Source organism: Peribacillus sp. B2I2, assembly GCF_041261685.1.
In the GTDB taxonomy this organism is placed as follows: domain Bacteria; phylum Bacillota; class Bacilli; order Bacillales; family DSM-1321; genus Peribacillus.
Genome location: NZ_JBGCCB010000001.1, coordinates 2,409,601 through 2,432,794, shown reverse-complemented (window position 1 = coordinate 2,432,794; position 23,194 = coordinate 2,409,601). Strand labels below are relative to the sequence as shown.

The 23,194-nt window shown below is 40.0% G+C and carries 22 protein-coding genes; 4 read left to right on the top strand and 18 right to left on the bottom strand.

Features of this window, described 5'->3' with window-relative positions:
* Window positions 1-3: 3 nt before the first annotated feature.
* The 9 genes from nadX to ABIE66_RS12130 form a co-directional block, all read right to left on the bottom strand.
* Complete coding sequence (gene nadX, locus ABIE66_RS12170; protein ID WP_370014858.1) at window positions 4-789, bottom strand: aspartate dehydrogenase; 786 nt, start codon at window positions 787-789, stop codon at window positions 4-6.
* Window positions 790-805: 16 nt separating this feature from the next.
* Complete coding sequence (locus tag ABIE66_RS12165) at window positions 806-2,251, bottom strand: aldehyde dehydrogenase family protein (RefSeq protein ID WP_370014857.1); 1,446 nt, start codon at window positions 2,249-2,251, stop codon at window positions 806-808.
* Window positions 2,252-2,263: 12 nt separating this feature from the next.
* Window positions 2,264-3,952, bottom strand: coding sequence for a thiamine pyrophosphate-binding protein (locus ABIE66_RS12160; protein ID WP_289324893.1), 1,689 nt, complete (start codon window positions 3,950-3,952; stop codon window positions 2,264-2,266).
* A 30-nt stretch (window positions 3,953-3,982) separates the two neighbouring features.
* Window positions 3,983-4,774, bottom strand: a complete 792-nt coding sequence (locus ABIE66_RS12155) for an SDR family oxidoreductase (RefSeq protein WP_289324892.1) — start codon at window positions 4,772-4,774, stop codon at window positions 3,983-3,985.
* Window positions 4,775-4,895: 121 nt separating this feature from the next.
* Window positions 4,896-5,834, bottom strand: coding sequence for a VOC family protein (locus tag ABIE66_RS12150; RefSeq protein ID WP_289324891.1), 939 nt, complete (start codon window positions 5,832-5,834; stop codon window positions 4,896-4,898).
* Window positions 5,835-5,957: 123 nt separating this feature from the next.
* Window positions 5,958-6,491 (bottom strand): cupin domain-containing protein, encoded by a 534-nt coding sequence (locus tag ABIE66_RS12145; protein WP_289324890.1) that lies wholly within the window; start codon window positions 6,489-6,491, stop codon window positions 5,958-5,960.
* 286 nt (window positions 6,492-6,777) lie between these two features.
* Window positions 6,778-7,593, bottom strand: a complete 816-nt coding sequence (locus tag ABIE66_RS12140; RefSeq protein WP_370014855.1) for an IclR family transcriptional regulator — start codon at window positions 7,591-7,593, stop codon at window positions 6,778-6,780.
* Between the two features lie 149 nt (window positions 7,594-7,742).
* Window positions 7,743-8,066: an alpha/beta fold hydrolase gene (locus tag ABIE66_RS12135; RefSeq protein ID WP_289324888.1), complete on the bottom strand. Its 324-nt coding sequence runs from the start codon at window positions 8,064-8,066 to the stop codon at window positions 7,743-7,745.
* Entirely contained in the window at window positions 8,045-8,197 is a 153-nt protein-coding gene (locus ABIE66_RS12130) for a hypothetical protein (protein WP_289324887.1), read from the bottom strand. Before ABIE66_RS12130 ends, ABIE66_RS12135 begins: the two co-directional genes overlap by 22 nt.
* 746 nt (window positions 8,198-8,943) lie before the next feature.
* Between ABIE66_RS12130 and ABIE66_RS12125 the strand changes: the two genes are divergently transcribed.
* Complete coding sequence (locus ABIE66_RS12125) at window positions 8,944-10,233, top strand: MFS transporter (protein WP_289324886.1); 1,290 nt, start codon at window positions 8,944-8,946, stop codon at window positions 10,231-10,233.
* A gap of 331 nt (window positions 10,234-10,564) precedes the next feature.
* Window positions 10,565-10,747 (top strand): YppF family protein, encoded by a 183-nt coding sequence (yppF, locus tag ABIE66_RS12120; RefSeq protein ID WP_081112928.1) that lies wholly within the window; start codon window positions 10,565-10,567, stop codon window positions 10,745-10,747.
* Window positions 10,748-10,932: 185 nt separating this feature from the next.
* On the opposite strand, the gene ABIE66_RS12115 is transcribed toward yppF, so the two are convergent.
* The 6 genes from ABIE66_RS12115 to ABIE66_RS12090 are packed head-to-tail and all read right to left on the bottom strand — an operon-like array spanning window position 10,933 to window position 17,003.
* Entirely contained in the window at window positions 10,933-12,258 is a 1,326-nt protein-coding gene (locus tag ABIE66_RS12115; protein WP_289316590.1) for a GntT/GntP/DsdX family permease, read from the bottom strand.
* 56 nt (window positions 12,259-12,314) lie between these two features.
* Window positions 12,315-13,037 carry a GntR family transcriptional regulator gene (locus tag ABIE66_RS12110; RefSeq protein ID WP_289324885.1) on the bottom strand — a complete coding sequence of 241 codons (723 nt, stop codon included), beginning with the start codon at window positions 13,035-13,037 and terminating at the stop codon, window positions 12,315-12,317.
* A gap of 17 nt (window positions 13,038-13,054) precedes the next feature.
* Complete coding sequence (locus ABIE66_RS12105) at window positions 13,055-14,068, bottom strand: sugar kinase (protein ID WP_370014854.1); 1,014 nt, start codon at window positions 14,066-14,068, stop codon at window positions 13,055-13,057.
* Window positions 14,061-14,816, bottom strand: coding sequence for a 2-dehydro-3-deoxy-phosphogluconate aldolase (gene dagF, locus ABIE66_RS12100; RefSeq protein WP_370014852.1), 756 nt, complete (start codon window positions 14,814-14,816; stop codon window positions 14,061-14,063). Before dagF ends, ABIE66_RS12105 begins: the two co-directional genes overlap by 8 nt.
* Before the next feature lie 2 nt (window positions 14,817-14,818).
* Window positions 14,819-15,922: a DgaE family pyridoxal phosphate-dependent ammonia lyase gene (locus ABIE66_RS12095; protein ID WP_370014851.1), complete on the bottom strand. Its 1,104-nt coding sequence runs from the start codon at window positions 15,920-15,922 to the stop codon at window positions 14,819-14,821.
* Window positions 15,900-17,003 carry an amidohydrolase/deacetylase family metallohydrolase gene (locus ABIE66_RS12090; RefSeq protein WP_370014850.1) on the bottom strand — a complete coding sequence of 368 codons (1,104 nt, stop codon included), beginning with the start codon at window positions 17,001-17,003 and terminating at the stop codon, window positions 15,900-15,902. Before ABIE66_RS12090 ends, ABIE66_RS12095 begins: the two co-directional genes overlap by 23 nt.
* An 801-nt stretch (window positions 17,004-17,804) precedes the next feature.
* On the opposite strand from ABIE66_RS12090, the gene ABIE66_RS12085 reads away from it, so the two are divergent.
* Window positions 17,805-18,311, top strand: a complete 507-nt coding sequence (locus ABIE66_RS12085) for a hypothetical protein (RefSeq protein WP_370014849.1) — start codon at window positions 17,805-17,807, stop codon at window positions 18,309-18,311.
* A 344-nt stretch (window positions 18,312-18,655) separates the two neighbouring features.
* Here the strand turns inward: ABIE66_RS12085 and ABIE66_RS12080 are convergent, their stop codons facing one another.
* Window positions 18,656-19,009: a GNAT family N-acetyltransferase gene (locus tag ABIE66_RS12080; RefSeq protein WP_289324879.1), complete on the bottom strand. Its 354-nt coding sequence runs from the start codon at window positions 19,007-19,009 to the stop codon at window positions 18,656-18,658.
* 809 nt (window positions 19,010-19,818) lie between these two features.
* Window positions 19,819-20,250: a MarR family winged helix-turn-helix transcriptional regulator gene (locus ABIE66_RS12075; protein WP_289324878.1), complete on the bottom strand. Its 432-nt coding sequence runs from the start codon at window positions 20,248-20,250 to the stop codon at window positions 19,819-19,821.
* A 136-nt stretch (window positions 20,251-20,386) separates the two neighbouring features.
* Between ABIE66_RS12075 and ABIE66_RS12070 the strand changes: the two genes are divergently transcribed.
* Window positions 20,387-21,574, top strand: coding sequence for an MFS transporter (locus ABIE66_RS12070; protein WP_370014847.1), 1,188 nt, complete (start codon window positions 20,387-20,389; stop codon window positions 21,572-21,574).
* Window positions 21,575-22,120: 546 nt separating this feature from the next.
* Here the strand turns inward: ABIE66_RS12070 and ABIE66_RS12065 are convergent.
* The gene (locus tag ABIE66_RS12065) at window positions 22,121-23,164 is read right to left on the bottom strand and encodes an oxidoreductase (protein ID WP_370014846.1); all 1,044 of its coding nucleotides are present in this window, start codon (window positions 23,162-23,164) and stop codon (window positions 22,121-22,123) included.
* Window positions 23,165-23,194: the final 30 nt, after the last annotated feature.

Genomic DNA, 23,194 nt, shown 5'->3' with positions numbered 1-23,194 from the left:
TCATTACCCGATTTGAACGCTCTTTTCCTTGTTTTGCAGAGTAGCCAAAACACTTAATGCGGCTAGATAACTCGTTTTCGGATTATTTGGCATCGGATCATTTTCCACTTCAAGTTTTAGTTTCCCGAACGAACCTGACGCTTCAATTAAGTGGTTGTTTTTAAACACTTTTGGATCGGCAATGATTTTCACTTTCGTCTTTTCAGATCCAAGACCAGCCAAAGACAGCACAATCGCAACATTAATGTTTCTCGGAAACTGTTTGATCGCTTCTGCAGCCGATCCTTCGAATAAAACCGTTTCTTCTTCCACTGAAGCACCTGTGGGCAATGCGTTTGGCGGTTTTCTCGTCGTGATGCAAACAGAATCAAGGCCATTCACCGCTTTTGCCGATTTAAGGACATCGAGACCTCCAATCGCACCAGACGGAAGGAAAATATTCACTTTATTTTTTTTGCAAATCTGGTTTGATTGTTCTTCGAAGGCAGCATTCGCCATCACGCCTATACTGCTTAACAAGAGATTTCTCCCGCTTTTAAGTACTTTCAATGAGTACTCTTCAGCAGCTTCAATCGTTGCAGCCTCTATGACTAAATCTACATCCGATTTAAGGAGTTCGTCGACATCACTATATGGCTGTGTCCTGAAATCTTCAGCCAGTTGAGCTGCGATTTCTTCACGGCGGGCATAAATCGAAACGATTTTCCCACCTGGAAGAAGTCCGTCGTTATTAATTGCCTGAAGCAGAAATTTCCCGATATTGCCGCACCCGATTAAGCCTAACTTCATATAGTTTCATCCTTCCTCAATCAGCAAACCCGTATGAGTCCGCAAAGAATTCCAGCCCGCAATGCCTTGTTTCCCGGGAAACACCACTTTCTTTTAAGCCAGGGAAATCCAGAGCTAAGTCGCTGAAAACGGTATGATTATTATGGAAAACCGCACCAGCTTCGAGTCGATCTGCCATTTCAACAGCTATATCTTCATTTTGGGTCCAAACAGACGCACGCAAGGCAAACTCACTATCATTCGCTAATTTTACAACTTCATCAATATCATTGAAAGGTAAAATTGGAATGACAGGACCGAATTGTTCTACCCTAACCACTTCACTCTGCTGATTGACACCAGTAATAATGGAAGGAAGCATATAATAACCTTTATCCCAAGTTTCAGGATTCAGTTGAATGCCAGCAGTGATTATGTTTCCTCCTTCCTTAGCGGTACGTTCGATCAAGCCATTCACATAGTCATACTGTACTTTATTATTCAATGGACCCATCGTTACGTCAGGCTGAATGCCATCCCCAATTACCACCCGGCTAAACTCTTTGGTCAGCTTCTCAACTACCTCGTCATAACGTGATTCATGGACATATACTCGTTTAACCGCAGAACACACCTGACCTGCAGCCCGTAAAATCCCCATCCTCAAACGTTTGATCGCCGCTTCATCCATAGTTGCGTCTTCCAAAATAATGGCAGGGTCATTGCCGCCAAGTTCCATATACACTTTTTGCAGGTTTCCAGCTGATTTCTTCATGATATCTTTTCCAGTTTCTGTACTTCCGACAAATGCCACTGTCCGTACACGGGAATCGGAACAAAGTTTGTCGCCGATTGCTTTTCCTGATCCTGAGACTATATTGATGACTCCTGGAGGAAAATGTTCAGCAACTACTTTTAAACAGGTCATTATCGTTAACGGGCAATTCGTTGCAGGTTTTACTACAACTGCATTGCCTGCCAAGACAGCAGGTATGACCCTTTTAAATGTTAATATCATCGGAGAATTCCACGGTGTGATAATTGCCGTGACACCTCTTGCCCTTCTCCGGATTTGGACTTTTTGATTTCCTGGGAGCACTTCAGGCTTCCACCAATCAAGTAGTTCTGCCGCGCAGCCCTTCATGACTTCAACACAGCGTAATAAATCCTTTTTAGCTTCAACTAGTGTTTTGCCATTTTCACGTACAAACACTGTAACATTTTCCTCGATTATTTTTGAAAGTTCTTCTGCCGCTGAATTCATCCGGCTAGCCCGATCCCTGACATCAGAGCGAGACCACGTTTCAAAAGCATTTTCTGCCGCTTCAATCGCGTCATTCACGATTTCCCCAGTGCATTTTGCCACCTGGCCAACTACTTCCGATGTGTTTGCGGGATTGATCACATCGGCTTTTTCAATCATTTCTATCCATTCTCCATTAACAAGGCATTTTCCTGAAACAAATGGGTATGTCGAAATCATTCTCAATCCTCCTTATAGTTTTTTTGGCTTAAATGCTTCTGCAGCTCCTGGTGGTCCACCAAATGGCTTGGCCATTGGACCGACAGCATCCATATCAACAACGATCATTGAAGGTTTACGTCTTTCTTTTGCTTTTTTCAGTTCAGATATGAATTCATCTCCAGATCCAATCCGTACTGCATCAAAATGCATGGACTCAGCCAGTTTCACAAAATCTGGACTTAATAAATCCACGGCTACCTGCCGACCATATGCGGCAGTTTGAATATTGCGAAGAACCCCATAGCCTGAGTCATCGAACAATACGATGATAACTGGTAAGTTTTCTTCGGCTGCCGTAACCATTTCCCCGACATTCACCATAAATCCACCGTCTCCAGCCATAAGAACCACGGTTTTATCTTTACACCCCATTTGGGCACCGATTGCTGTTGGAAGACCTTGACCTATTCCACCGCCAGATGCATGAATGGATGTTCTCGGTTCATAGATTTCAAATAAACGGCTGCCCCACACGTTTGCCTGTACAGTTACATCTCGAACTAAAATGGTATCATCCGGTAATATCTCCCTCATGCCATCTACAAATTGCTCATAAGGTCCAAGCGTTTCCCGGAGTTGAGCACGCACTTCGTTTCTAAGCGAAAGGACTTCTCGTAAATAAGAAGGTTCAGCCTGCACTGAATTTCCTTCCAGATTTTGAATGATGGCAGCTAGCATATCTTTTGCATCGCCAACCAAACCCAGCGTGGCCTTATAATTCCGGTTAATGGCCTGCCAATCCGCATCGATCGCTATATGTTCCTCTGGCACCGGCACTTTCCAGTTGGATGTTTCATTTCCCCTGAATCTTACACCTACACTGATCAATAAATCCGCATTTCTCAAAAACTCTTTTGTTGTTTCATAAGCCGCAAAATGTCCGATGCATTGTTCATGGTTTTCTGGGATCGAACCTTTTCCTGACTGACTGGTTATAACTGCTGCACCAAGGATTTCCGCCAATTTTTGCAGCTCTTGCGAAGCATTGGCAGTGATGACTCCACCCCCGGCCCATATCACAGGACGGCGTGCTTCAACCATTTTTTGCACGGCTTGTTCGGGAATGAATGGCGTTGAATTTGTTTCAGACGTTGAAGCTCGTTGTCCTTCGAGGGTTAGATCTTCTATGATTGCCGATTGATAGTCAATGGGAATTTCCAATGTAACCGGTCCTGTTGGTGCAGTTAACGCCTCTTGGATCGCCTTCCTTACAACTGCCGCAGTTTGCTCAGGATTTCTCAGCCTCACTGCATTTTTACACGCTCCGCTCATCATTGAAAGCTGGTCTTTACACTCATGTATGTATCCTTTGCCTGTACCAAGATAAGAAGAAGCTACCTCACCAGTAAGATGAAGAAGGGGAACACCAGCTGCCCAAGCTTCCACTAATGAACCAGCAGCATTACCTGCCCCTGTACCGGTACTCGTGATCACTACACCCAATTTTCCAGTAGCGCGGGCATATCCATCGGCCATATTGACGGCACCGCTCTCACCGCGTGAACAAATGAGTTTAATGCTCCCTTCTCTAAGAATTGCATCATAGATGGGCATATTGTGAATACTGACAATCCCGAAAGCCGCTTCCACTCCTGCTAGAACTAGTTCCTTTACGATGGAATCGGCAGTCGTAAACTCTATTTCTTCTTGTATTTTCATCGCGTTATCCTACCTTTTTTAGTAATATATTTAAAGTGCCTTTCCGATCGCTCCTGCTGTCTCAATCGTCGAACCCGCTACATAACTTGCTTTGTCTGAAGCAAGGAAAACAATGACACTGGCCACTTCTTCCGCTTCCCCTACGCGGCCGAGAGGGATATTCCGTTTTTTCGCAAGGTCTCCGTAATATTCTTCCGGGTCCATATCAGGCGCATTTTTCAATCTTCTTCGCTCCCATTGATCGGTCCGGATCAATCCAAGACTCACTGAATTCACCAGTATGTTGTCAAAGGCCAGTTCCTGGGACAAGGTTTTGCTTAAATTAAGGAGACCAGCCCTTGCTGCTGCAGTCGCTACCATGTGACGTTCAGGTTCTTTAGCAAGCGTTGCATTAATATTAATAATCCGCCCCCCTCCCCTTTTAACTAAATGAGGATGCGTTGCACGAACGGCATATATGATGGCAAAAAACTTTAATTGAATCTGTTCATCCCACTGTTCATCCGTAATGTCAAAAAAGTATCCCATAACACTTTGGCCGGCTGCATTCACCAATATATCGATCCCGCCAAACTTCTCAGCCGTACCATTAATGAAAGAATCCACATCCGATTTGGAGGTGACATCACAGGTTGAAGCAAAAATATCATCCTTAGTGCCAAATGAGAGCAATTGACTTTGTGCACTATCCATACGCTCTGTGCTTCTGCCGCATATAGCCACTTTCGCTCCTTCAGCTAAAAACATTTCTGCTGTTTTTAATCCCACGCCCGATGTGCCGCCCATAATGACAGCCACTTTCCCTTTCAATCCTAAATCCATCTTGTCACTCCTTTTCAAAGCCATTTTCCTTAAGTGCGCTGTCCTTTAAAATACAGGAAGTTGTTTCACTGTAACCAATACATCTAGCGCAAGTACAAATGGAAGGAAATGGAATACCTTCTCATTTTTTAGACATGACTGAATCATCTATAGCAGAGTCCACCCAGCCAGGATCGGGATCTCCTCCCATTGCTTTGCGGGCTTCGGGTTTCGGCGGCCCTGCAATCCCCCATTGATCCATTAAATGTGGTACCCGTTTCCATACACGTGCTCTCCATTCCGATTCATCTTCAATCGTTTCCAGATAACATGTATACTCCATAACAAAACCGCCTGGATCTTGAAAATAACAGAAAATATTGTCTCCAGGTCCATGACGTCCAGGTCCCCAAAGTTCTGACAGTCCCGCTTTCCGCACATTGCTTATGCCGCGCATCAGTTCATCCACGGAATCGACTTCGTAGGCGATATGATTGACTGACGCATGTTCATCTTGATTGAATGCAATGGAGTGATGCTTTCTGTTGCATCGCAGGAATGACATTTGATGCTCACTCCAATCGGTAACTTTAAAACCAAGTACGTTTGTATAAAACTCAACGATCATATCCAAGTTCTTAGTGTTCATTACAACATGATTCAGCTTCACTGGATCAACATTTTTATTGTTCCAAATTGACGTTTGAACTTCCACCCAAGCCGAAAGCTCTATCACGCGATTTTCCGGATCAATAAACCTTAGGCCATAACCAGCACCTGCTTCATCCAAATATCCAGGCGGTTCAATAATTCGAACACCTTTCGATTGTAATATTCCCGCTGCTCGATCCACCGCATTTTTATCGACCATGCCGAAAGATATATGGTGCAACCCACGTTTTTCTCCCTTGTGAAGGCTTAAAATATGATGTTCCGGTCCTGCCCCCCGAAAATAAACGGTGTTCTCCTCATCCGGAGCATCCACTCTATCCAGTCCCCAAACCTTTTCGTAAAACTCTGCTTGATCGTCGAAATTCGGAGTAATCATGCTAATATGTCGTAAATGAGTAATCCCTAGCATCTTTTTTTATACCTCCCATAAATCAGATTACCTTTAGAAAATTTACATTGACCACATTAAAATCTATTCGAAAAGGGCGCCTCATTAATTTCCATAATGCAGGTGCCCTTTTCGGCTAAATGATCAGTCTTTAATGATGGCTTCTCTTTCTTTTGAGCGTTGTTTACGCAGTTCTTCCAGCTCGCTGCCTTCAGGATATGTTGGCAAGTTAGGCTTCACTGCCCCTAGCATCACGAGCATGCGCGCTTCAACATCACCGTCATTCCTAATTCCCCGATAAACCCCTGGTGGGCTGCTGATGCAGTCTCTCGCACTTAGTTTAATTTCATGCACTTCACTGAAGCTATCCTCTTGAATTAACGCCGTGACTTCACCCTCAAGAATGAAAAACACTTCTTCAACATCATCGTGAAGATGCAATGGCCCGATACATCCCGGCGGTAGCACCATTGTACTAAGAGTGAAATGCTCACCTGCAATTACATTTGTATCGTTATTTGCGGTGGCACCGCGTCCGATATATCTCATCTGTGCACGTCTATAAGCTGGATCGATTTCTTCTTGGAACTTCAATACACCCCAATCAAGCGTACGGTCTTTCAATCGGGCAACATATTTTTTTTCAAAATCTTTCACTGAAAAAGTTTCTTTTGTCATTTTAAAATTCCTCCCTTATTTGTTGTTTCTAAACCACATTGCGTTTTATAAGCAAAACATTGTTTCGTCTATGAATTAATACTAAAATGAAACCGCTTTATTGTCAATGAGTTTTTAGAATATTTAAAACTTTTTTTATAATTCAAACCTTCTCCCCTCTTGGTATAACTTGGAATGACGCAACCACCATATTCCTTTTTAACACAAAAAAAGTGCGGATACCCTAGAGTAGGGGATCCACACTTTCGAAGATTATTCATTTTTTTAGATTGGCACTCAATCATGATCAGATATCTTCATGCTGAAACGGCGTCACCCCACTATATCCCATATAAACGGATAACTGCCGAGAAACATCAAGGAGTTTAGGCAAGGCGACTTTATCGATGAAATCTTCCTGATAAGCCGACTCCGTCGCCACGACATTCAAGGCAGCCAATACATTTCCTGTGCGGTCAAAAATCGGAGCGGCAACAGAACGGATGCCAGGGTGGAATTCCCCGCTTGTCATCGAATAGCCATTTTGCCGAATCGATTCCAGCTGTTTTTGAAATTCACCTGGCGCGGTCAGTGTTTTGTCTGTATAAGGAGTTAGATTTGAGATTTTAAACATTTGCATCAGCATTTCTTTCGGTTGATATGCCAAAAGTAATTTTCCATTGGCCAAAGCATGTGCCGGCAGCCGCAAACCTATGTTCACATTGACAGCTGATACGCCTCTGATTGGGGCACTTCCAACATAAACAACTTCCTGTCCATCCAAAATGGACAGATGGCAGGAGGCTCCGATTTCATCACGCAGGTTCTCCATATAAGGCTGGACAATTTCCTGGAATTTCAAGCTGTTCAAATAGCTAAATCCCAATTCAAGAACCTTTGGCGTTAAACTATAACGTTTGGTATGTTCATCCTGAGACAAATAACCAATATTTTGTAATGTGAATAATAAACGATAAGGTACCGTTCTGCTTACTCCCAGTTGTTTTGCAATTTCTGAAAGAGACAAACTAGGCTGTACTTCATTAAAGAGCTTAATGATTTCCAACCCTCTAACCAATGAATTAGCACTATATTTCTCTTTCTCTTTTTCTTCGCTTGCCATTCGAGTATTCCCCCCGTTGTGAATAAATCTCATTTTCTCCTGACTATAACACATTCAGTAAAGCTTTCTTCATACCTAGAAAGAATAACTTGCAGTATATGTACATCTTTTTCTGCAATTTCTTTTGGTGAATATTTTTTCATGCTACTTCAATCTTTGCCTGCCTTTTGTCTCAGTAAAAACTCGGTAACATATTCATTGAAAACCCCTGGAACTTCCTGGTAACATAAATGGCCGGGATTCGGTACCATGGCAAACTCGGAATTAGGAATCAATTCATGAAAAATTCTTGATTCACTAACCTGTGTGACCTGATCCAGTTCACCACACATGACCATTGTCGGGATAGATATAGAAGAAAGGATGTCCATTTGGTTTAAATTTGATAAAGAGAAGGCAACGGACCGGTATCCAGCAGAACTTTCACCGTACCCTGGTGCGTCCCAGGCAATTACTCTAAATTCATCATCCAACTGACCGAGCTGTTGTCTCCATGATTAAGAATTGTTTCCCAAACCATGGAGGATAACAAGCGCTTTTCCTTCACCCGATTCCAGATAATGAATCGAGCAATCGAGCTTTCTTCTAAATGGCTAATTGGCATCCTTGCAACCTCACAATCCTTTACTCTTCATGAATATTAAGTGTTTATTTGTCAATTAAAGCATAATTACATTTATAAAACTATTTGAAGGGCCTAGCTTAATTGACGTAACGATAGAATTACACGACTTATTGAAGACATCCCGATCCACCAAATATATCTAAATATGCAAATAAGAACAAAAGAAGAATCTTAATACATCAATATTTTTCTACCAAATCATGTGATTTTCCATAATAAGTATTTCATATATAAAACAACCTAAATGAATTATAAATTTTCCTGATTTTAAATTCAATATAAACAAGTCGGAATTTTTAATAATTTAATATTAATTCCTTTTTTTGACACAAATCTAATACACTTCTCTTTTTAAATCCTATATAAGTGCCTTTCCACTCATTTGCTTGTATGTTTTCCCCCACAACGTAAAATAGTGTGCAACGGAGGTCGATTTTAAACATGAATCCCAATGGGTTATTTAAAAATGGCCATCGAATCATTTATTCTAAAAATGGAGAATTATCAAAATATTAAATTGACAATCAAATTATTTTAATTTATCGTTAAGGAAGTAAAACTTTGTTTTCCTTGCAAAACACTTCTGTTCCTTTTTATCTATCAAAATTTTAAAGAAAGGCGGGAAAAATCAAAACTAGTACCTTTCTAAAGGGATAACCGAAAAACACTTATTCTCAAATGTAAGCGTTTTAAGGCATGTTAAAAAGCGATAAGGAGATGGTATTATGTTAAATGGGCAAAAAAGATGGTTGTATATTGCCGTTCCAATTTTTTTCTTTTGGTTTTTTGGACAAATTGATAAAGTTGGCATTTCCATCATTCAAACAGATCCGGAATTCTTGCATGCACTCGGTATGACAGGCGATGACAAAAATGCAAAGATCGGTCTTCTATCATTTGTATTCACCATTGCTTATGGAGTTTCAAATCTTTTTTGGGGCTTCATCATTGATAAATTAGGTGCACGTAAAACAGCCATCGCCGGTTTATTCGTTTGGACACTCACGATGATCACGTCAGGCCTGGCAAATTCATATGAAATGTTTTTAATAAGCAGGATCATTCTTGGTTTTGGTGAAGGGATGATGATTCCGGTTTCCGGAAAATTCATTTCTAACTGGTTTAATAAACGGGAATTGGGGAGGGCCCAGGCATCTTGGCTTACCGGAAACTATTTAGGACCGGCAATGGGAGCCATTTTCTTGGTGCTCGTGATATCTTTACTCCACTGGCAGGCAGCTTTCTTTATGCTTGCAGCATTCAACTTATTTATAAATATCCCGATGTTCATCTTTATGACTCGGAATACACCAGAAGAGCACCCCCGTATAAGTAAGGAGGAATTGGCTTTCATTCGCCAAACGGATGATGAAGTGAAAGAAACAGCTGCCTCCGAGAATAAGAGTTTCGCCCAAGATTATCGTTTCTGGATTGTTTGGTTCGGCATGCTCGTATGCTCCTTCTTATTTTTCGGAATCAGCATTTGGCTTCCTACCTACCTCATTGAAGCAAAAGGATTCGAAAAGGAAGGAATGTCGAGCATTACTTCACTTTCCTGGCTATTCGCTTTAGGATTTGTCTTGGCATGCGGTTTTCTGGCTGACAAAACCAGACGTCCAAGTTTGATGGCCTCGATTCTATTTTCATTGACGGCTGTCTTTCTGACTGTAGCGGTATTCATCCCCAATCCTATTTTGGCCGGGCTATGTATGGGACTGGCAATGGGATGTCAAGGCGGTGTGTTCCATCTAAGTAATATGCTCATGGTAAAATACTCAACACCTGAAACGGCAGGACGGGCCGCTGGTCTAATTGGATTCACGAATATCATGGGCGGCTTTTCGAGCTATATCATGGGATGGCTTCGTGACTTGTCTGGCGGGGATTTCAGTTCATCGATCGCCATGCTGATTTTTGCAGCCCTCTTAGGTTTGGCAGCTTATATATTCTCCATTAAGAGAGAAGCGGCAGAACTGCTTTTATCACCTTTGCCTGCTCAAAAGATACAAGTCTAAAGAGAACGTTCCTTGTAAAATCAGACGAACACTAGTTTAATGGACTATCTCCAACCCTTGAATCTCCAACCCTTGAATTTCAAGGGTTTTTTTCTTGGGCGGACCTAAATGCAAGCCGGCACAATAAAAGTTGGAAAGAGCTCATATCAGTCGGTATAGCTCTTTTTAGCATTTCCCGATAATAATTCGTCAATTTTTCCAGCGTTCATTCCTAATCATTCCTTTATTTGTATAAATATGTCGATAGTTAAAATATTCAAAAAATGATATTTTTTGTATTACCATGTTATATTGTTAATGGAAAAAAATACTTGTCAAGTAAGGTGAGTGTGTGAATATAGAAGTTTTAATTCTCCATTATATTCAGGAAAAACGTCAAAAGCCTAACCATGCCAATGAATTACTGGATTATATTCAGAATGAATATGTAAACGGGAAGCTGTCAATCTTTCAATATAGAAGTCTCTGTCAGGACTTATATCTTCGAGGAGCAAAACAAACGTCTTCTGGGTGAAAACTGCCCTTGTCACTAGTCAAATCACTTCCATAGCTAAGGCAACTATATTCAATCCTTTTCATTTACTTTAGAAGAGATCCCTTCCCAGAAAGCTTTTCAATAAATAAACCTCCGTGATATGTCACCCCAAGACATATCACGGAGGTAAAAGTTACTTATTCAACAATTGCATCCTTTGTTGACTATATGAATATATCCAAAATTAAAACCAGACCGAATGCCACGAAAGAAAGCAAGGTTTCCATGACTGTCCATGTTTTGAAGGTTTCTTTTACGGTTAATCCCATATATTCTTTTACTAACCAGAAACCGGCGTCATTAACATGGGAAAACATAAGTGAGCCTGCGCCCGTGGCAATAACGAGTAATTCTAGATTAACACCCGTCATATTGGCAACGACCGGTGATACAATTCCTGCTGCCGTGGTCAAAGCGACTGTTGCAGAACCTGTGGCAACCCGAATCAATCCGGCCACAAGGAATGCAAGGACGATGGGTGATAATGATATTTCTTCAGACATGGAAGCAATTGCAGTCCCTACGCCACTATCAATTAAAATTTGCTTGAATCCTCCACCTGCACCGATAATAAGGATTATGGAAGCTAATGGCAATAAGCATTCTTCCGTTAACTTTTTAAGTAGCGATTTGTCCATGCCCTGTCTGAAACCCAAGAAATAGTAAGCTGCAAAACAGGAGATTAATAAGGCGATCACTGGACTTCCGATAAACAATAGGAATTTTTCTATGGAACCTGGTAGCGACAGATAAGGCGCCACTACAGTTAAAACCATCAACAAAACCGGCAAAAGGATGATGAAGAACGAAACTCCAGTCCCCGGTAATCCACTTGACTTTGTTTCCACCCGAATCAATTCCGGTTCTCCAACAGGAATGACCCGTTTATGAAGCCATTTTGCAAATATTGGTCCGGCAATTACAGCTGTCGGGAATGCGATGATCAATGAGTACAGAAGTACGTGTCCCATGTTTGCATTATAGATTCCAATAGCTGTCATGGCTCCCGGATGCGGAGGTACCAGACCATGTACGATCGATAAACCAGCAAGCACGGGAATACCTATTAACAAGATGTTCACTTTGGTTGATTTTCGAATGGAAATGACCAAAGGCAGCAATATGACTAAACCAACTTCAAAAAATACCGGAATACCGATGATGAAACCAGATAAAAGCATGGCCCATGGAAGGTTCTTCACGCCGAATTTATCAATGAAAAAGTCAGCTACCTGCATACCAGCTCCTGAGTCGGACATCATCTTTCCTAAGATGGTCCCTAAGGCCAATATTCCAATAAGGTGACCAAGGACAGCTCCGACACCCGTTTCATAAGCTCCTACAATCTTGTCCATTGGCAGTCCGGAAAAAACCGCTAAAAATAAACTGGCTACAGTCAAGCTTATGAATGCATGCCATTTCCACCATGATACCCCCAAAATAACAATTACGATTGCTATCAGCGTGATTCCTAATAAATATAGATCCATATGTTCTCCCCATCCCTAAGAAATCGCTTACAATCAAACCAATACAATAAATGGGATTATTGTACCGGCTCGTTATATGTCACAATGTAGTTCTGTTTAGCCGTGTTGTAATACCCTTCACTGTATTCCATAACATTTCCGTCCCCATCACTGGAAATCCGAATCCTTTTCAATACTGGACTATTGTTTTCGATTTTCAGTGTTTCGCAAATGTGATCCGGAGCGATAGCAACGGCAAACTCATCTCTGAATGTTTCAAGTTTGACGTTTTGATCTTCCAAAAAGCGGTACAAAGAATTGATTTGGACCTCTTTAATCTCTTCTTGATTTATATTAAGTGAAACATAATGTGTAAAGTAAATATAAGGTTCATTGTCCAATAAATATATTCGTTCGATTTTTGTGCATTGGTCACCAAATAAAGAATGCAGCTTAGCGTCCGAAGAAAGGTCAACATGACTTATGTTTAACACCTTTTTTACAATGAAGTGCCCTTCTTCCACCAAAAGCTCTGTAAAACGCTTTCCTTTAGAAAGTTTGACAATAGATCCATTAGCTATGACCCTGGTGCCTTTGCCGCTTTTCTTTTCAACATACCCCTCTTGCACAAGTTCTTTGATTGCATTACGGACAGTGACCTTACTTACATTAAATTCTTCTTCCAATAGAGGCTCGGAGGGAATGTTTGTGTCGATGGCATAAACCCCATGTAAAATACGATCCTTCAATATTTCTTTTATTTGTAAATACATCGGTCCATTTTTTCTGTTCACATTCATTCCTAATCTCCTGCCTTTTATCTCTTAATATCTTCCATTTTACCTTCCATCGCCGAAAGTATCTCCTTTTCGGTTGCCAAAGGAGTATCTCCAACGACAGTACATGCCAGCATTCCTGATACAGCCGCAAACCGAACTGTCTTTTCAGGGGAATATCCCAGTAATTCACCATGTAAGATTCCGCTGGTATAGGCATCTCCAGAACCTATTCTATCATATACGGAAAATGATAGGATATCGGAAAAGTAAAATGTTCCTTCCTTATACATATATCCCCTCAACGTATGGGTATTATCGCTGTTGATCGAACGATGTGTCCCCGCTATCGATTGAATATTGAATGTCTCTGCTACTTTTGGGATCAACTCAACAAGCTGCCCTTCCCTTGTGGAGCCTTCTGACTTCATTCCTAAAATATATAGTGCGTCTTTTTCATTCATCATGACGATATCAGCCAAAGAAAGCATTTCTTCATAATGAGGCTTTGCGTCCGCGTAACCACCCTCCCATAAAGAGGGGCGGTAATTGCAATCGAAACAGACTGTACCGCCTTTTTCTTTGACTTTTCTAGCCAGCACCTTCATACTTTCCCGTACATTTTCCGCCATGGCAAGCGTGATTCCGCAAAAATGGATGATATCCGCATTTTCTGAAATCATATCCATATCATAATCGGAAGAGTATGCTGTATTAAAACTGCTTTCCAATCGATTGGAGTATGTGACACGGCTCGCCCGCTGTCCAAAACCATTTTCCAAAAAATACATCCCCAAGTATTTTCCACCTCTAGAGATGAAGTTCCGTCCAATTCCTAAGCGCTGCAAAGCCGAAACCGCTGAATCCCCAAGGGGGTTATCCGGTAATTTTGTAACAAGATATCCATCATGTCCAAGCTTGGTCATAGCAGAAGCAACATTTACCCCCGTGCCTGAAAAGGAGTATTGCAGAGTGTTAGCCTGTGATAGCAATTCATACCCTGGTACCTGCAAACGCATCATTACTTCCCCGAATGCCACAATCCTTTTAGGCATGTTCTTCAACCAATTGTTTTGTTATGGCTAATAATTTCCGTACATCCTCCCCATTCGTTTTTCCAGTTTCTTCATCGATGATGGAAGAATAGACATGGGGAATGACTTTAGGCACTTTTGCTTCCAATGCAATTTCCAGTATGGTCTCGAAATTATTTAAATCGATTCCGCCTGTTGGTTCCAAAGCAAATCCCTCTTCACCACAAGCTTTTGCCACAGCACGATACTCATCTTCATGCTTCAGGCCTTTCATCGGGAAGTATTTCAATGCATTTCCTCCCATATCGCGAACCAGCGCAATGGCAGCCTTGATAGGCACAATGGCCGTTTCACTTGCACCTGCACTTACAGGACCAGTGGAAATATTCACATAACCGACTTTCCCCGTTGGAGAAACAAGTGAATTTATCCAGCTATCCTTCTCACCTAAATTAGCCCTTGTAGCACCTACAGCCGGAAAAACCTGATTAATATGACTGCCTGGATAGTATTTTGCAATTTCTGCGACAACTGCTGCCTGTCTATTATCGCCCGCGCCCAATCCAATGGAAACGGCCTCATCAATGGCTTCCCCGTATTCTTTCATTGCTGTAACACCAGCTTCCACAGTTGGATAATCCTTTGAGAGTACACCAACCAATACATGGCCTTCCGCTGCTTCAAAGACTTCCACTGCATTTTCTACACTGTTTGCTAGTACATTTAAGGCTACACGATCATTCAATAACCGTTTGTTTATGTTTGTCATCCTTATTTTCCTCCTAAAATGGTTCTTAATTGAGCTTCAATGACGTTTATATCATCGCCTTGCAATGGACGTGGATCTATATCGAAAAAGCCTTGCCGTATCCCATAATCACGTGTATAAATGGCTATATCCCCATTTCTGAGCTGCTCGTTCACTTCCTTCGCCGTTGTTTCCGTAATCAAAGGATCAATGGAAATACGTGCCCTATATATGGCACGACCGGCTTCATCCTGAACAATCGTTACTTTTACGCCATCAATGGAGTTTAGTGAAGCGAGAACTTGTAAACTAGCTTTTTCTTTTTCACTATTATCCGTTTTGACAAAATACTCATCCAATGCCTGAAGCAGCCCAAAGGTAGTTTCTTTACCGACCTTCATGCTCCTTCCGATACAGTGCAATTGAACCTTTAACCATTCGATATATTTTTTTCTGCCAGCTACGATACCGGATGTCGGTCCTTCAATAGCTTTTGATCCACTATAAATCGCCAAGTCGGCAAATTGTACATATTTCTCCAAGTCTTCCTCCGCTGCTGCATCGACAATCAGAGGGATATTATTCGTTTTGGCCACTTCCCATGCTTCTTCGACAGATATCATATTTTTCTGAACAGTATGATGTGATTTCACGTATAAAATGGCGGAAGTATTTTCATTAATGGCATCCGCAATATGTTCCGCTTTCCCTTCGTTTGCATACCCAACTTCAACCAATTTTCCGCCACCCAGGTAAATCATGGTTTCAACCGGTGCACCATACTGAACGTTATGGCCTTTCAGCATGATGATTTCATTCTTTTTAATCGGTTCTTGATGAAGCCTTTCGCTTTTTCTTCTGTTTCCTCCAGTAACGATCGCCGCTACTGAAAGGGCAATTCCACTTGATGCCGAGTTTACGACGACAGCTGCTTCAGACTGAAGCAAATTCGCTATATGCTGGCCTGACTTATCGACTAAATCAGAAATTTCAACATAATTTTGTCCACCTTTTTTCATCGCGTCCATCACTGTATCCGTTGGGGCAGAAACCCCCAATATGCTCATTCTTCCGCTTGCATTGATGACTCTTTTCAAACCGTATTTAGCATTCATTGTACTCTCCATTTATAACCACTCCTTTTACGACAACTCTTTTTTCTGCCATTCTTTTTTCGCCATCGGAATCCAATAAAAGCGTCGGCTCATCCTCAATTGAGAATAAGGTTAAGTTCGCAATATCCCCAGCAGAAATCCTGCCTAACTCTGGTTTATGCAACCATGATGCTGCATTGACCGTAACGGCATCTATTACTTCTTTTAATGGATAGCCCAGATACAAAAATTTTGTAAGCACATGTGCCATATTAAAAACTGGGCCATTCTCTCTGTTTTTCCGATAGATATCCGTACTGATCGTATTGAAGCGGATTCCCCGCTTTTTCGCCGTTTCTGCCGTTTTAAAAGAAAAGCTTGCCGTTCCATGACCTACATCCAAATGAACACCACGTTCAATCGCCTTACTGAACTCAGGCAGTGGCTCTTCTCTTTCATCAAATAAATTATTCGCTTTACCATTTAAGAAATGTGTAATAATGTCCTTTTCCTCAAGTAAATCAAGGACTTCCTTAATATCAGGCGGCCCTGAACCGATATGAACCATTAAAGGTAAATCAGTTTCAACCGAGAACTTCCTAGCGATTTTCAATGGTTCGATACCATTTGGACCAACCACACTTTTACTTATTCTCGCTTTTAGTCCAACGACAAAATCCCCGTACTTGGAAATTGCCTTCCCGATCTCCCCTTCGTCCAGCCATGAAATATCCGATAACTCATCAATCCTTTTCAATCCAATCCGCGAAATATTCAGAAAGGCGAAAACATTCGTTTTGGAATTTTCACAACTGCTAACCAAATCAGATATCCTATCTGCCCCCGTGCTTCCCGCATCAATGACCGTTGTTACACCAGTTTTGTATCCAATCTCATCAACATCATCACCATAAGGATCGAATTCCGGGAAAGCATGTACATGCATATCGATCCATCCGCTGGAAACAAATACTTTTTGATCATAATCTATTACCTTATCTCCTGTTGCAGTTCCGGGAAGTGCGATTTCTTTAATCATCCCATTTTCCAGTATGATATCAGCTGCATATCCCTCTATCATCTTTACATTCTTCAGAACTAACGTATCTGTCATTTCCCTCATCCTTTTCGGTACATCCTATCGATTGCAAGGACTTTGTATACGGTTACACTGAATTGTGTGAGAATTCATTTCATTTCTCTTTACAAAAATAGATTATCATATTTTACCGAACTAATCAATATAACGTTATAATGTTTGATTTGAATTTACAGAATACATAAATCATTCATTATTTTTCTTTCGCTATAATTGTTAATTTCTCCCTTATATTGTGATCTAGTTTGGGGATCTTTTAAACAATTTGGGGACTGTCCAATGAAATAAAAGGCGGGAAGAAAAACAATCTGTTTTTCTTCCCGCCTTTTATTTTTTCACGGATTTATACAAAAAGACAATTGATGTAACAGATGTTCCAAAATTCTAAATTTCAAAAAATCATAGGCCCTATGGGAATACAAAAATAGCATTCCAGTCGGTTACCGTACTATATATCATAAAAAATAAAGATAACCTCTAGATACTTTAGGATATAGAGAGCATTGCAACATTTTATTCTAAATACATTATTAATTTTATCTTATTTTTTTCTTTTTATTCAAAAATATGATTAATCCAATTATGGCTATAATTAAAATTAATATGTCTATGTTGTAAATAGAAAATACTTTTTGATCAGCTATAATTACTGAAAACATCCTTATTATTAAACCTATACAAGTAGAGATAAGTACAATTTTCACTGATTTATATTTTCTTTCCTTTATTTCCATATTTATCTTGACCTCCCTTATATAGTTATATAGTATCAAATTATATCCAATATTCAAAAAAATACAAAGAGAGTGTTATTAAATGAAGAAAAAGTCCTTATTTTCAATACTAATAACAAGTTTATTGGTGGTCTCTAATGTTCCTAATGCATTCACAGAAGAGAAAATTGAATTAACACCTTCATCAACAGCAGTAAACCCAATCGTAGAAGTCAATTTAATTAGTGGAGATTTTATACAAATACAACCAACTGCAAGCATTATTGAAATGAGCAAACCTATTGCTCATCAAGCTAAACTAACAAATGCCCAATTAGGAAAGATGGTAAAGGCTTATCAAAAGGGAACAACATGGTTAAGCATCGTAAGTACTCTTGTGTTTGCAGGTGGTCCAACAGCACCAGCAGGAGTAGCTACTGCACTGGCATCCGCACTCGCTGGCAGTCCAAATAGTTTAATTGCAGCATATCATTCCGGAAAACACGCTTACCACGTATCAGTCTATGCTAGTGGTAAAAAACCAAGTTTATCTAAAATAACTTATATTTATTACACTAAATCGAATCTTTCATTTAGAAGCCCTCGTTGATTAATCTACCTGCCAGTATACAGACTGATATAAGCCTACCTAAGTAATTGCTCTTAAAATTTAAATATATAAAGTATTACAAAAAAATAAATCAGTAAATTTATTAGGTAATTCGGTACAATTAAATAAAGGTTCAGTCAAAATTATGCGTATATTGGCAATTTATGCATTTATTCATAGGATAATTTCAATCATAAATTCCAGCAGGGCACCTCCCCCTTTGAATAGGTGCATAGTATTCTTCCTGACTCATTTCATTTTTCATTTGGATCCCTTTAACTTGTTTTGTACGAAAAAAAAGGCTGCACCTAATAGGTACTAGCCTCCTAAAAAACGCGCCGAATTCACGATTCCAATGAAATATATTCAGCACCATTTTCTTTTGCCCAATTATGTATATAACTAAGCAGACTATATCCAAGGCCACTAGGACGATGATTTACATCAGTAACCAAATCTTGTACAAACACATAGCGTTCATTATATAAATCTTCACGCCAGCTAATACCCGCTAAAGCTACGATGCTTGTATCATGATATAAAGCAAATAGCTGTTTACCCTCCTTACGCATATCATTTAATAATTGTAGATATTCCTTTAGGGTCAAATCAGTTCGTAACTGACTCAATATAGGGTAAGCCTGTAAGAATTGATGTTCTACAGTTAACTCTACTATATTTTCCACTGGTATTTTCATACTAATAATCTCCTAACTTTTTTAAGTTTAATTGCATTGCCTTGCCCATATAAATCGGGATTAATTTTCTGACATATAAACCTAGCCAATATGTTTTATAACCAAGGGGCTATAGGTATCCAAAGTTGAGAAATTAAACCTAAATTACATCGAACATGATAAGGTACTCAAATAAATGTTTTCAATAATTGTTCTTCCATCAGTTTCCTATTCTTTTCCTCCCCCATAAATAATTGTTAGATATATATGCAAAAATAATATGCAGGAATCGTGCCATTTCAAAGGAAATATACCAACTAATCCCTAAAATTCCTTTTCGGAAAGTTTATCCGCTAAGAGAATTCCAACCTAAAAAGTTCGATTTCCTCACGATAAGGAATCGACCTTTTTATCTTCTTATAGAACTACACACCAGTTTGTTTGAGTGTATCATTTTACAAGTTCCGTCATTAGTATGAACCATTTGCATTTCACATTAAAAAAAAATTCTTAATCTTTTGATACATATTCAATTTCCCATCATCATATCTTCTTTAATGGATTTCTGACATCATTTTTAAGAATCATTGAATTTGCTGAAATTAGTCTACGGGGAATGTGTATGTGGTGAACAGATTACATCGTTGGGCATTTTATGAACACAATGAAAAAAAGTTTAGGAACATTTATCATTAATCATTCTGATAATTAATCACCTAAAAGCAATGAAGTTATAGTGGAATTCATTGCTCTAATTAATAAAAATGGCCAGCGTGAAAATCAATATAGTGCTTTTTCTTTCTATATATAAGGGAACCCCTCCAAGAAGACTATATTTTATTATCTATACGTGACGACACATGTTCTGTCAGTTTCCCAACGATTTGTTTAAGCCTTTCCGTTTCCTCTTCATTTAAGACGCTATAAAAATCACGAAAGATTTTGGCAAAACACTTATTGATGGAATGGTAGGTTTCCTTTCCACTTTCGGTTGATTGGATAAAAACGACCCGCCGATCATCCTTGCTGTGTACCCTTTCGATCAAATCCTTCCGTTCAAGCCGGTCAATTAGCGCAGTTCCTGCTGCAGGTTTAATCTTCAAATGATTCGAAACATTTTTAACAGCTATGGATTCATTTAAGACTATTAATTGCAATGCACGGTACTGTACAGAAGTTAAATCGTATTTAACCAATAACGGTTCCACCATTTCCTGTGAGAGGCTGCTTAGTTCTTTAATCTCTATATGTAAATTATACAATTCACTTGAATGCATGTTTGACAATCCTTTCTTATTGACAACTATCTATCTAAAACTATAACATAATTAACGTATCAAAAAATTAACCATGCGAACTAAAATGGTTATTGATTTTTTAAAGAGAGAGAGGCTGTCCATGTCAGCAGAGCAACGTAAAAAGATCATAATCCTTATGATCAATATGTTTATAGCAATAGGAAGTTTCGGTATCATCATTCCCATTTTACCTGCATACTTGGCCTCCATTAATCAAGGCGGAACCGCCGCTGGCCTAATGATCGCCATTTTCGCAGGTGCACAACTTATCTTTTCGCCAATTGCCGGAAAATGGACTGACCAATTCGGGCGCAGAAAAATGATTATTTATGGATTGGTCGGTTTGACATTATCCATGTTTATTTTTTATGCAGTCAATTCCATTTGGTTATTGTATGCGTCGCGTATCATCGGTGGGATTGGAGCCGCTTTGCTTATACCCGCAATATTTGCTTATGTAGCTGACATCACCACATTTGATCAACGCGCTAAAGGCAATAGTTTAGTATCTGCCGCTATGTCCCTAGGAATTGTAGTCGGTCCAGGAATTGGAGGGTTTTTAGCTGACTTTGGCCTGAAGTTTCCCTTTTTAATTTCTGCACTGGTATCCCTATCAGCAGTGGTATTTTCGATTTTTGTATTAAAAGAAAGCGAAACGGCACAAGTTACTCAATCCATGGATGCAGAAACTGAAACAATGGTTCGGAAGATTGCCTTATCCGTGAAAATGCCCTATTTCATTCCACTTATCATTACTCTTGTAATGAGCTTTGGATTAATGGCATATGAGTCTGTAATTGGTCTTTATCTTGATAATCAATTCAACTCAAGTCCTAAGGACATCGCTGTCATGGTTACTGCAACAGGTATCGTCAGTGTAATCGTACAATTGTTTGTCGTCGACCGGATTGTACGGCGTTTTGGGGAAGTGAATGTGCTGAATATCTTTATCAGTGTTGCAGCCATAGGTTTCCTTCTATCACTTTTTGCTTCAAGTTACCTGATTTTCTTTTTAATCTCACTTATTATCTTCCTTTCCACTTCCATTTTACGGCCAGTTCTTAACACACTGATTTCCAAAATGGCAGGGAATGAGCAGGGATTTGCAATGGGTATGAATAATGCGTATATGAGTATCGGAAATGTGCTTGGACCCACACTTGCCGGAATGATGTATGATATCCACATCACCTATCCGTTCATGTTGGGCCTTTTCCTCTTAATCATTACTTTGATGATTACCATGGCTTGGCAAAAGCGATCTCTTCATGCAAAGGCATTATCCTAGAACTCAAAAAGGCATTTCAAGTTTTATAGCATGATAAAACCCCGAGTAGCAGCGCTATTCGGGGTTTTTCATTAGGATTTTTATATCCTTTCCTCTTGTAATCGTGATCCTTCATTCAGTTTAATCACGAGTAATACGTTCGAATTCACGAGTATTTGCTTCCAACTCTCTAATTTTTGCTCCAAACTTATGCATTTACAGCTCGAAATCTTGCTCAACGTTCGAATTCACGAGTATTTGGCTTAAATTCACGAGTATTGCTACCCTCTACCGTATTGGGGCCAAACTTATGCATTTACAGCTCGAAATCTTGCGTAACGTTCGAATTCACGAGTATTTGCTTCGAATTCACGAGTAAATGTACGAATTTCACGAGTATTTGCTCCAAATTCACGAGTAAATGCTTCATATGTTCCTTAAGTTAATGATTTCCCTAATAAACCAGGAAATCATACATTTGTCGATAATAAAAAGCGGCCTTTTTCCTCTTGAAAGAGGTTAAGGCCGCTTATAGTTCTTCAAATTGTTATAAGGGGAAAATTAATTTCATTTAATATAAACGGCTTTCCTCAATTTACTGCTTTCAAAAGCCGCATCAATGATTTTAATGACGGCTAGTCCCTCTTCGGCAGTGACTGGAGCTTTTTTTCCGCTCAATATACTATCGGCAACTGCCTGGTAATACGTTAAATAAGAACCATGCAGTGTTTCAATGGTTTCATGTGTCTCATTTTCTCCTTCAACCGTAACCAGCTTACCATAAAATTCAGGAGCATCTGCACCCCAAGAGTCATCAATCGGTTTTTTACCATCACTTAGGTCGGCCTCTTGGCAATCATTACCGGACTTTATAAATGATCCTTTACTTCCATGAACCTGAAAACGAGGTCCATTAGTCGGGACGATTGAACCTGAATGCAATATAACTCTCAGCTTTTCATATCCTAATATCACATGGAAATAATCATCAGTTTCTGCATTTTCTTTTTGCGAAAATACATCTGCCCAAACGAACTGCGGCACCCCAAACAAATGCATGGCTTGATCGATGAGATGTGAACCTAGATCAAATAGGATACCTGACCCCGGGCCTGGTTTTTCCCTCCATCTATCCCTGACCATTGGCCTAAACCGATCATAATGGACTTGGTATGTATTGATTTCCCCAAGCACTCCATCATCCATAAGTTTTTTCACCGTCAAAAAGTCATTATCCCATCTCCTGTTATGATAAACACTTAAGAGCAGATTCTTTTCCTCTGCAATCTTAATGAGCTCCTCTGCCTCCCAGGCTTCCACTACCATCGGCTTTTCAAGGATGACATGCTTCCCGGCTAACAAGCTTTGCTTGGCCATTTCATAATGTAAACCACTCGGTGTCGTAATAACGGCCAAATCGATTGACGAGTCTTCAAGTATTTCCTCCAAGCTGCCTACCACTTCCACATCCTTCAAATCTTTTAGGACTTTTTCCTTTTGGGAGCTGACAACTTTCACTATTTGAAATTGCCCTAAAACACTTAGTAAAGGCGCGTGAAATGTAGAGCCCGATAATCCATACCCAACTAAACCCACTTTAATTTTTCTCATTTTCGGTTCCCTCTCGCTTTCTTGTTCTCT

Bases quoted from the DNA above. Each gene is read 5' to 3' on its own strand.
- nadX (WP_370014858.1), bottom strand. From the start codon at position 789: ATGAAGTTAGGCTTAATCGGGTGCGGCAATATCGGGAAATTTCTGCTT.
- ABIE66_RS12165 (WP_370014857.1), bottom strand. From the start codon at position 2,251: ATGATTTCGACATACCCATTTGTTTCAGGAAAATGCCTTGTTAATGGA.
- ABIE66_RS12160 (WP_289324893.1), bottom strand. From the start codon at position 3,952: ATGAAAATACAAGAAGAAATAGAGTTTACGACTGCCGATTCCATCGTA.
- ABIE66_RS12155 (WP_289324892.1), bottom strand. From the start codon at position 4,774: ATGGATTTAGGATTGAAAGGGAAAGTGGCTGTCATTATGGGCGGCACA.
- ABIE66_RS12150 (WP_289324891.1), bottom strand. From the start codon at position 5,834: ATGCTAGGGATTACTCATTTACGACATATTAGCATGATTACTCCGAAT.
- ABIE66_RS12145 (WP_289324890.1), bottom strand. From the start codon at position 6,491: ATGACAAAAGAAACTTTTTCAGTGAAAGATTTTGAAAAAAAATATGTT.
- ABIE66_RS12140 (WP_370014855.1), bottom strand. From the start codon at position 7,593: ATGGCAAGCGAAGAAAAAGAGAAAGAGAAATATAGTGCTAATTCATTG.
- ABIE66_RS12130 (WP_289324887.1), bottom strand. From the start codon at position 8,197: ATGCCAATTAGCCATTTAGAAGAAAGCTCGATTGCTCGATTCATTATC.
- ABIE66_RS12125 (WP_289324886.1), top strand. From the start codon at position 8,944: ATGTTAAATGGGCAAAAAAGATGGTTGTATATTGCCGTTCCAATTTTT.
- ABIE66_RS12115 (WP_289316590.1), bottom strand. From the start codon at position 12,258: ATGGATCTATATTTATTAGGAATCACGCTGATAGCAATCGTAATTGTT.
- ABIE66_RS12110 (WP_289324885.1), bottom strand. From the start codon at position 13,037: ATGAATGTGAACAGAAAAAATGGACCGATGTATTTACAAATAAAAGAA.
- ABIE66_RS12105 (WP_370014854.1), bottom strand. From the start codon at position 14,068: ATGCCTAAAAGGATTGTGGCATTCGGGGAAGTAATGATGCGTTTGCAG.
- dagF (WP_370014852.1), bottom strand. From the start codon at position 14,816: ATGACAAACATAAACAAACGGTTATTGAATGATCGTGTAGCCTTAAAT.
- ABIE66_RS12095 (WP_370014851.1), bottom strand. From the start codon at position 15,922: ATGGAGAGTACAATGAATGCTAAATACGGTTTGAAAAGAGTCATCAAT.
- ABIE66_RS12090 (WP_370014850.1), bottom strand. From the start codon at position 17,003: ATGACAGATACGTTAGTTCTGAAGAATGTAAAGATGATAGAGGGATAT.
- ABIE66_RS12085 (WP_370014849.1), top strand. From the start codon at position 17,805: ATGAAGAAAAAGTCCTTATTTTCAATACTAATAACAAGTTTATTGGTG.
- ABIE66_RS12080 (WP_289324879.1), bottom strand. From the start codon at position 19,009: ATGAAAATACCAGTGGAAAATATAGTAGAGTTAACTGTAGAACATCAA.
- ABIE66_RS12070 (WP_370014847.1), top strand. From the start codon at position 20,387: ATGTCAGCAGAGCAACGTAAAAAGATCATAATCCTTATGATCAATATG.
- ABIE66_RS12065 (WP_370014846.1), bottom strand. From the start codon at position 23,164: ATGAGAAAAATTAAAGTGGGTTTAGTTGGGTATGGATTATCGGGCTCT.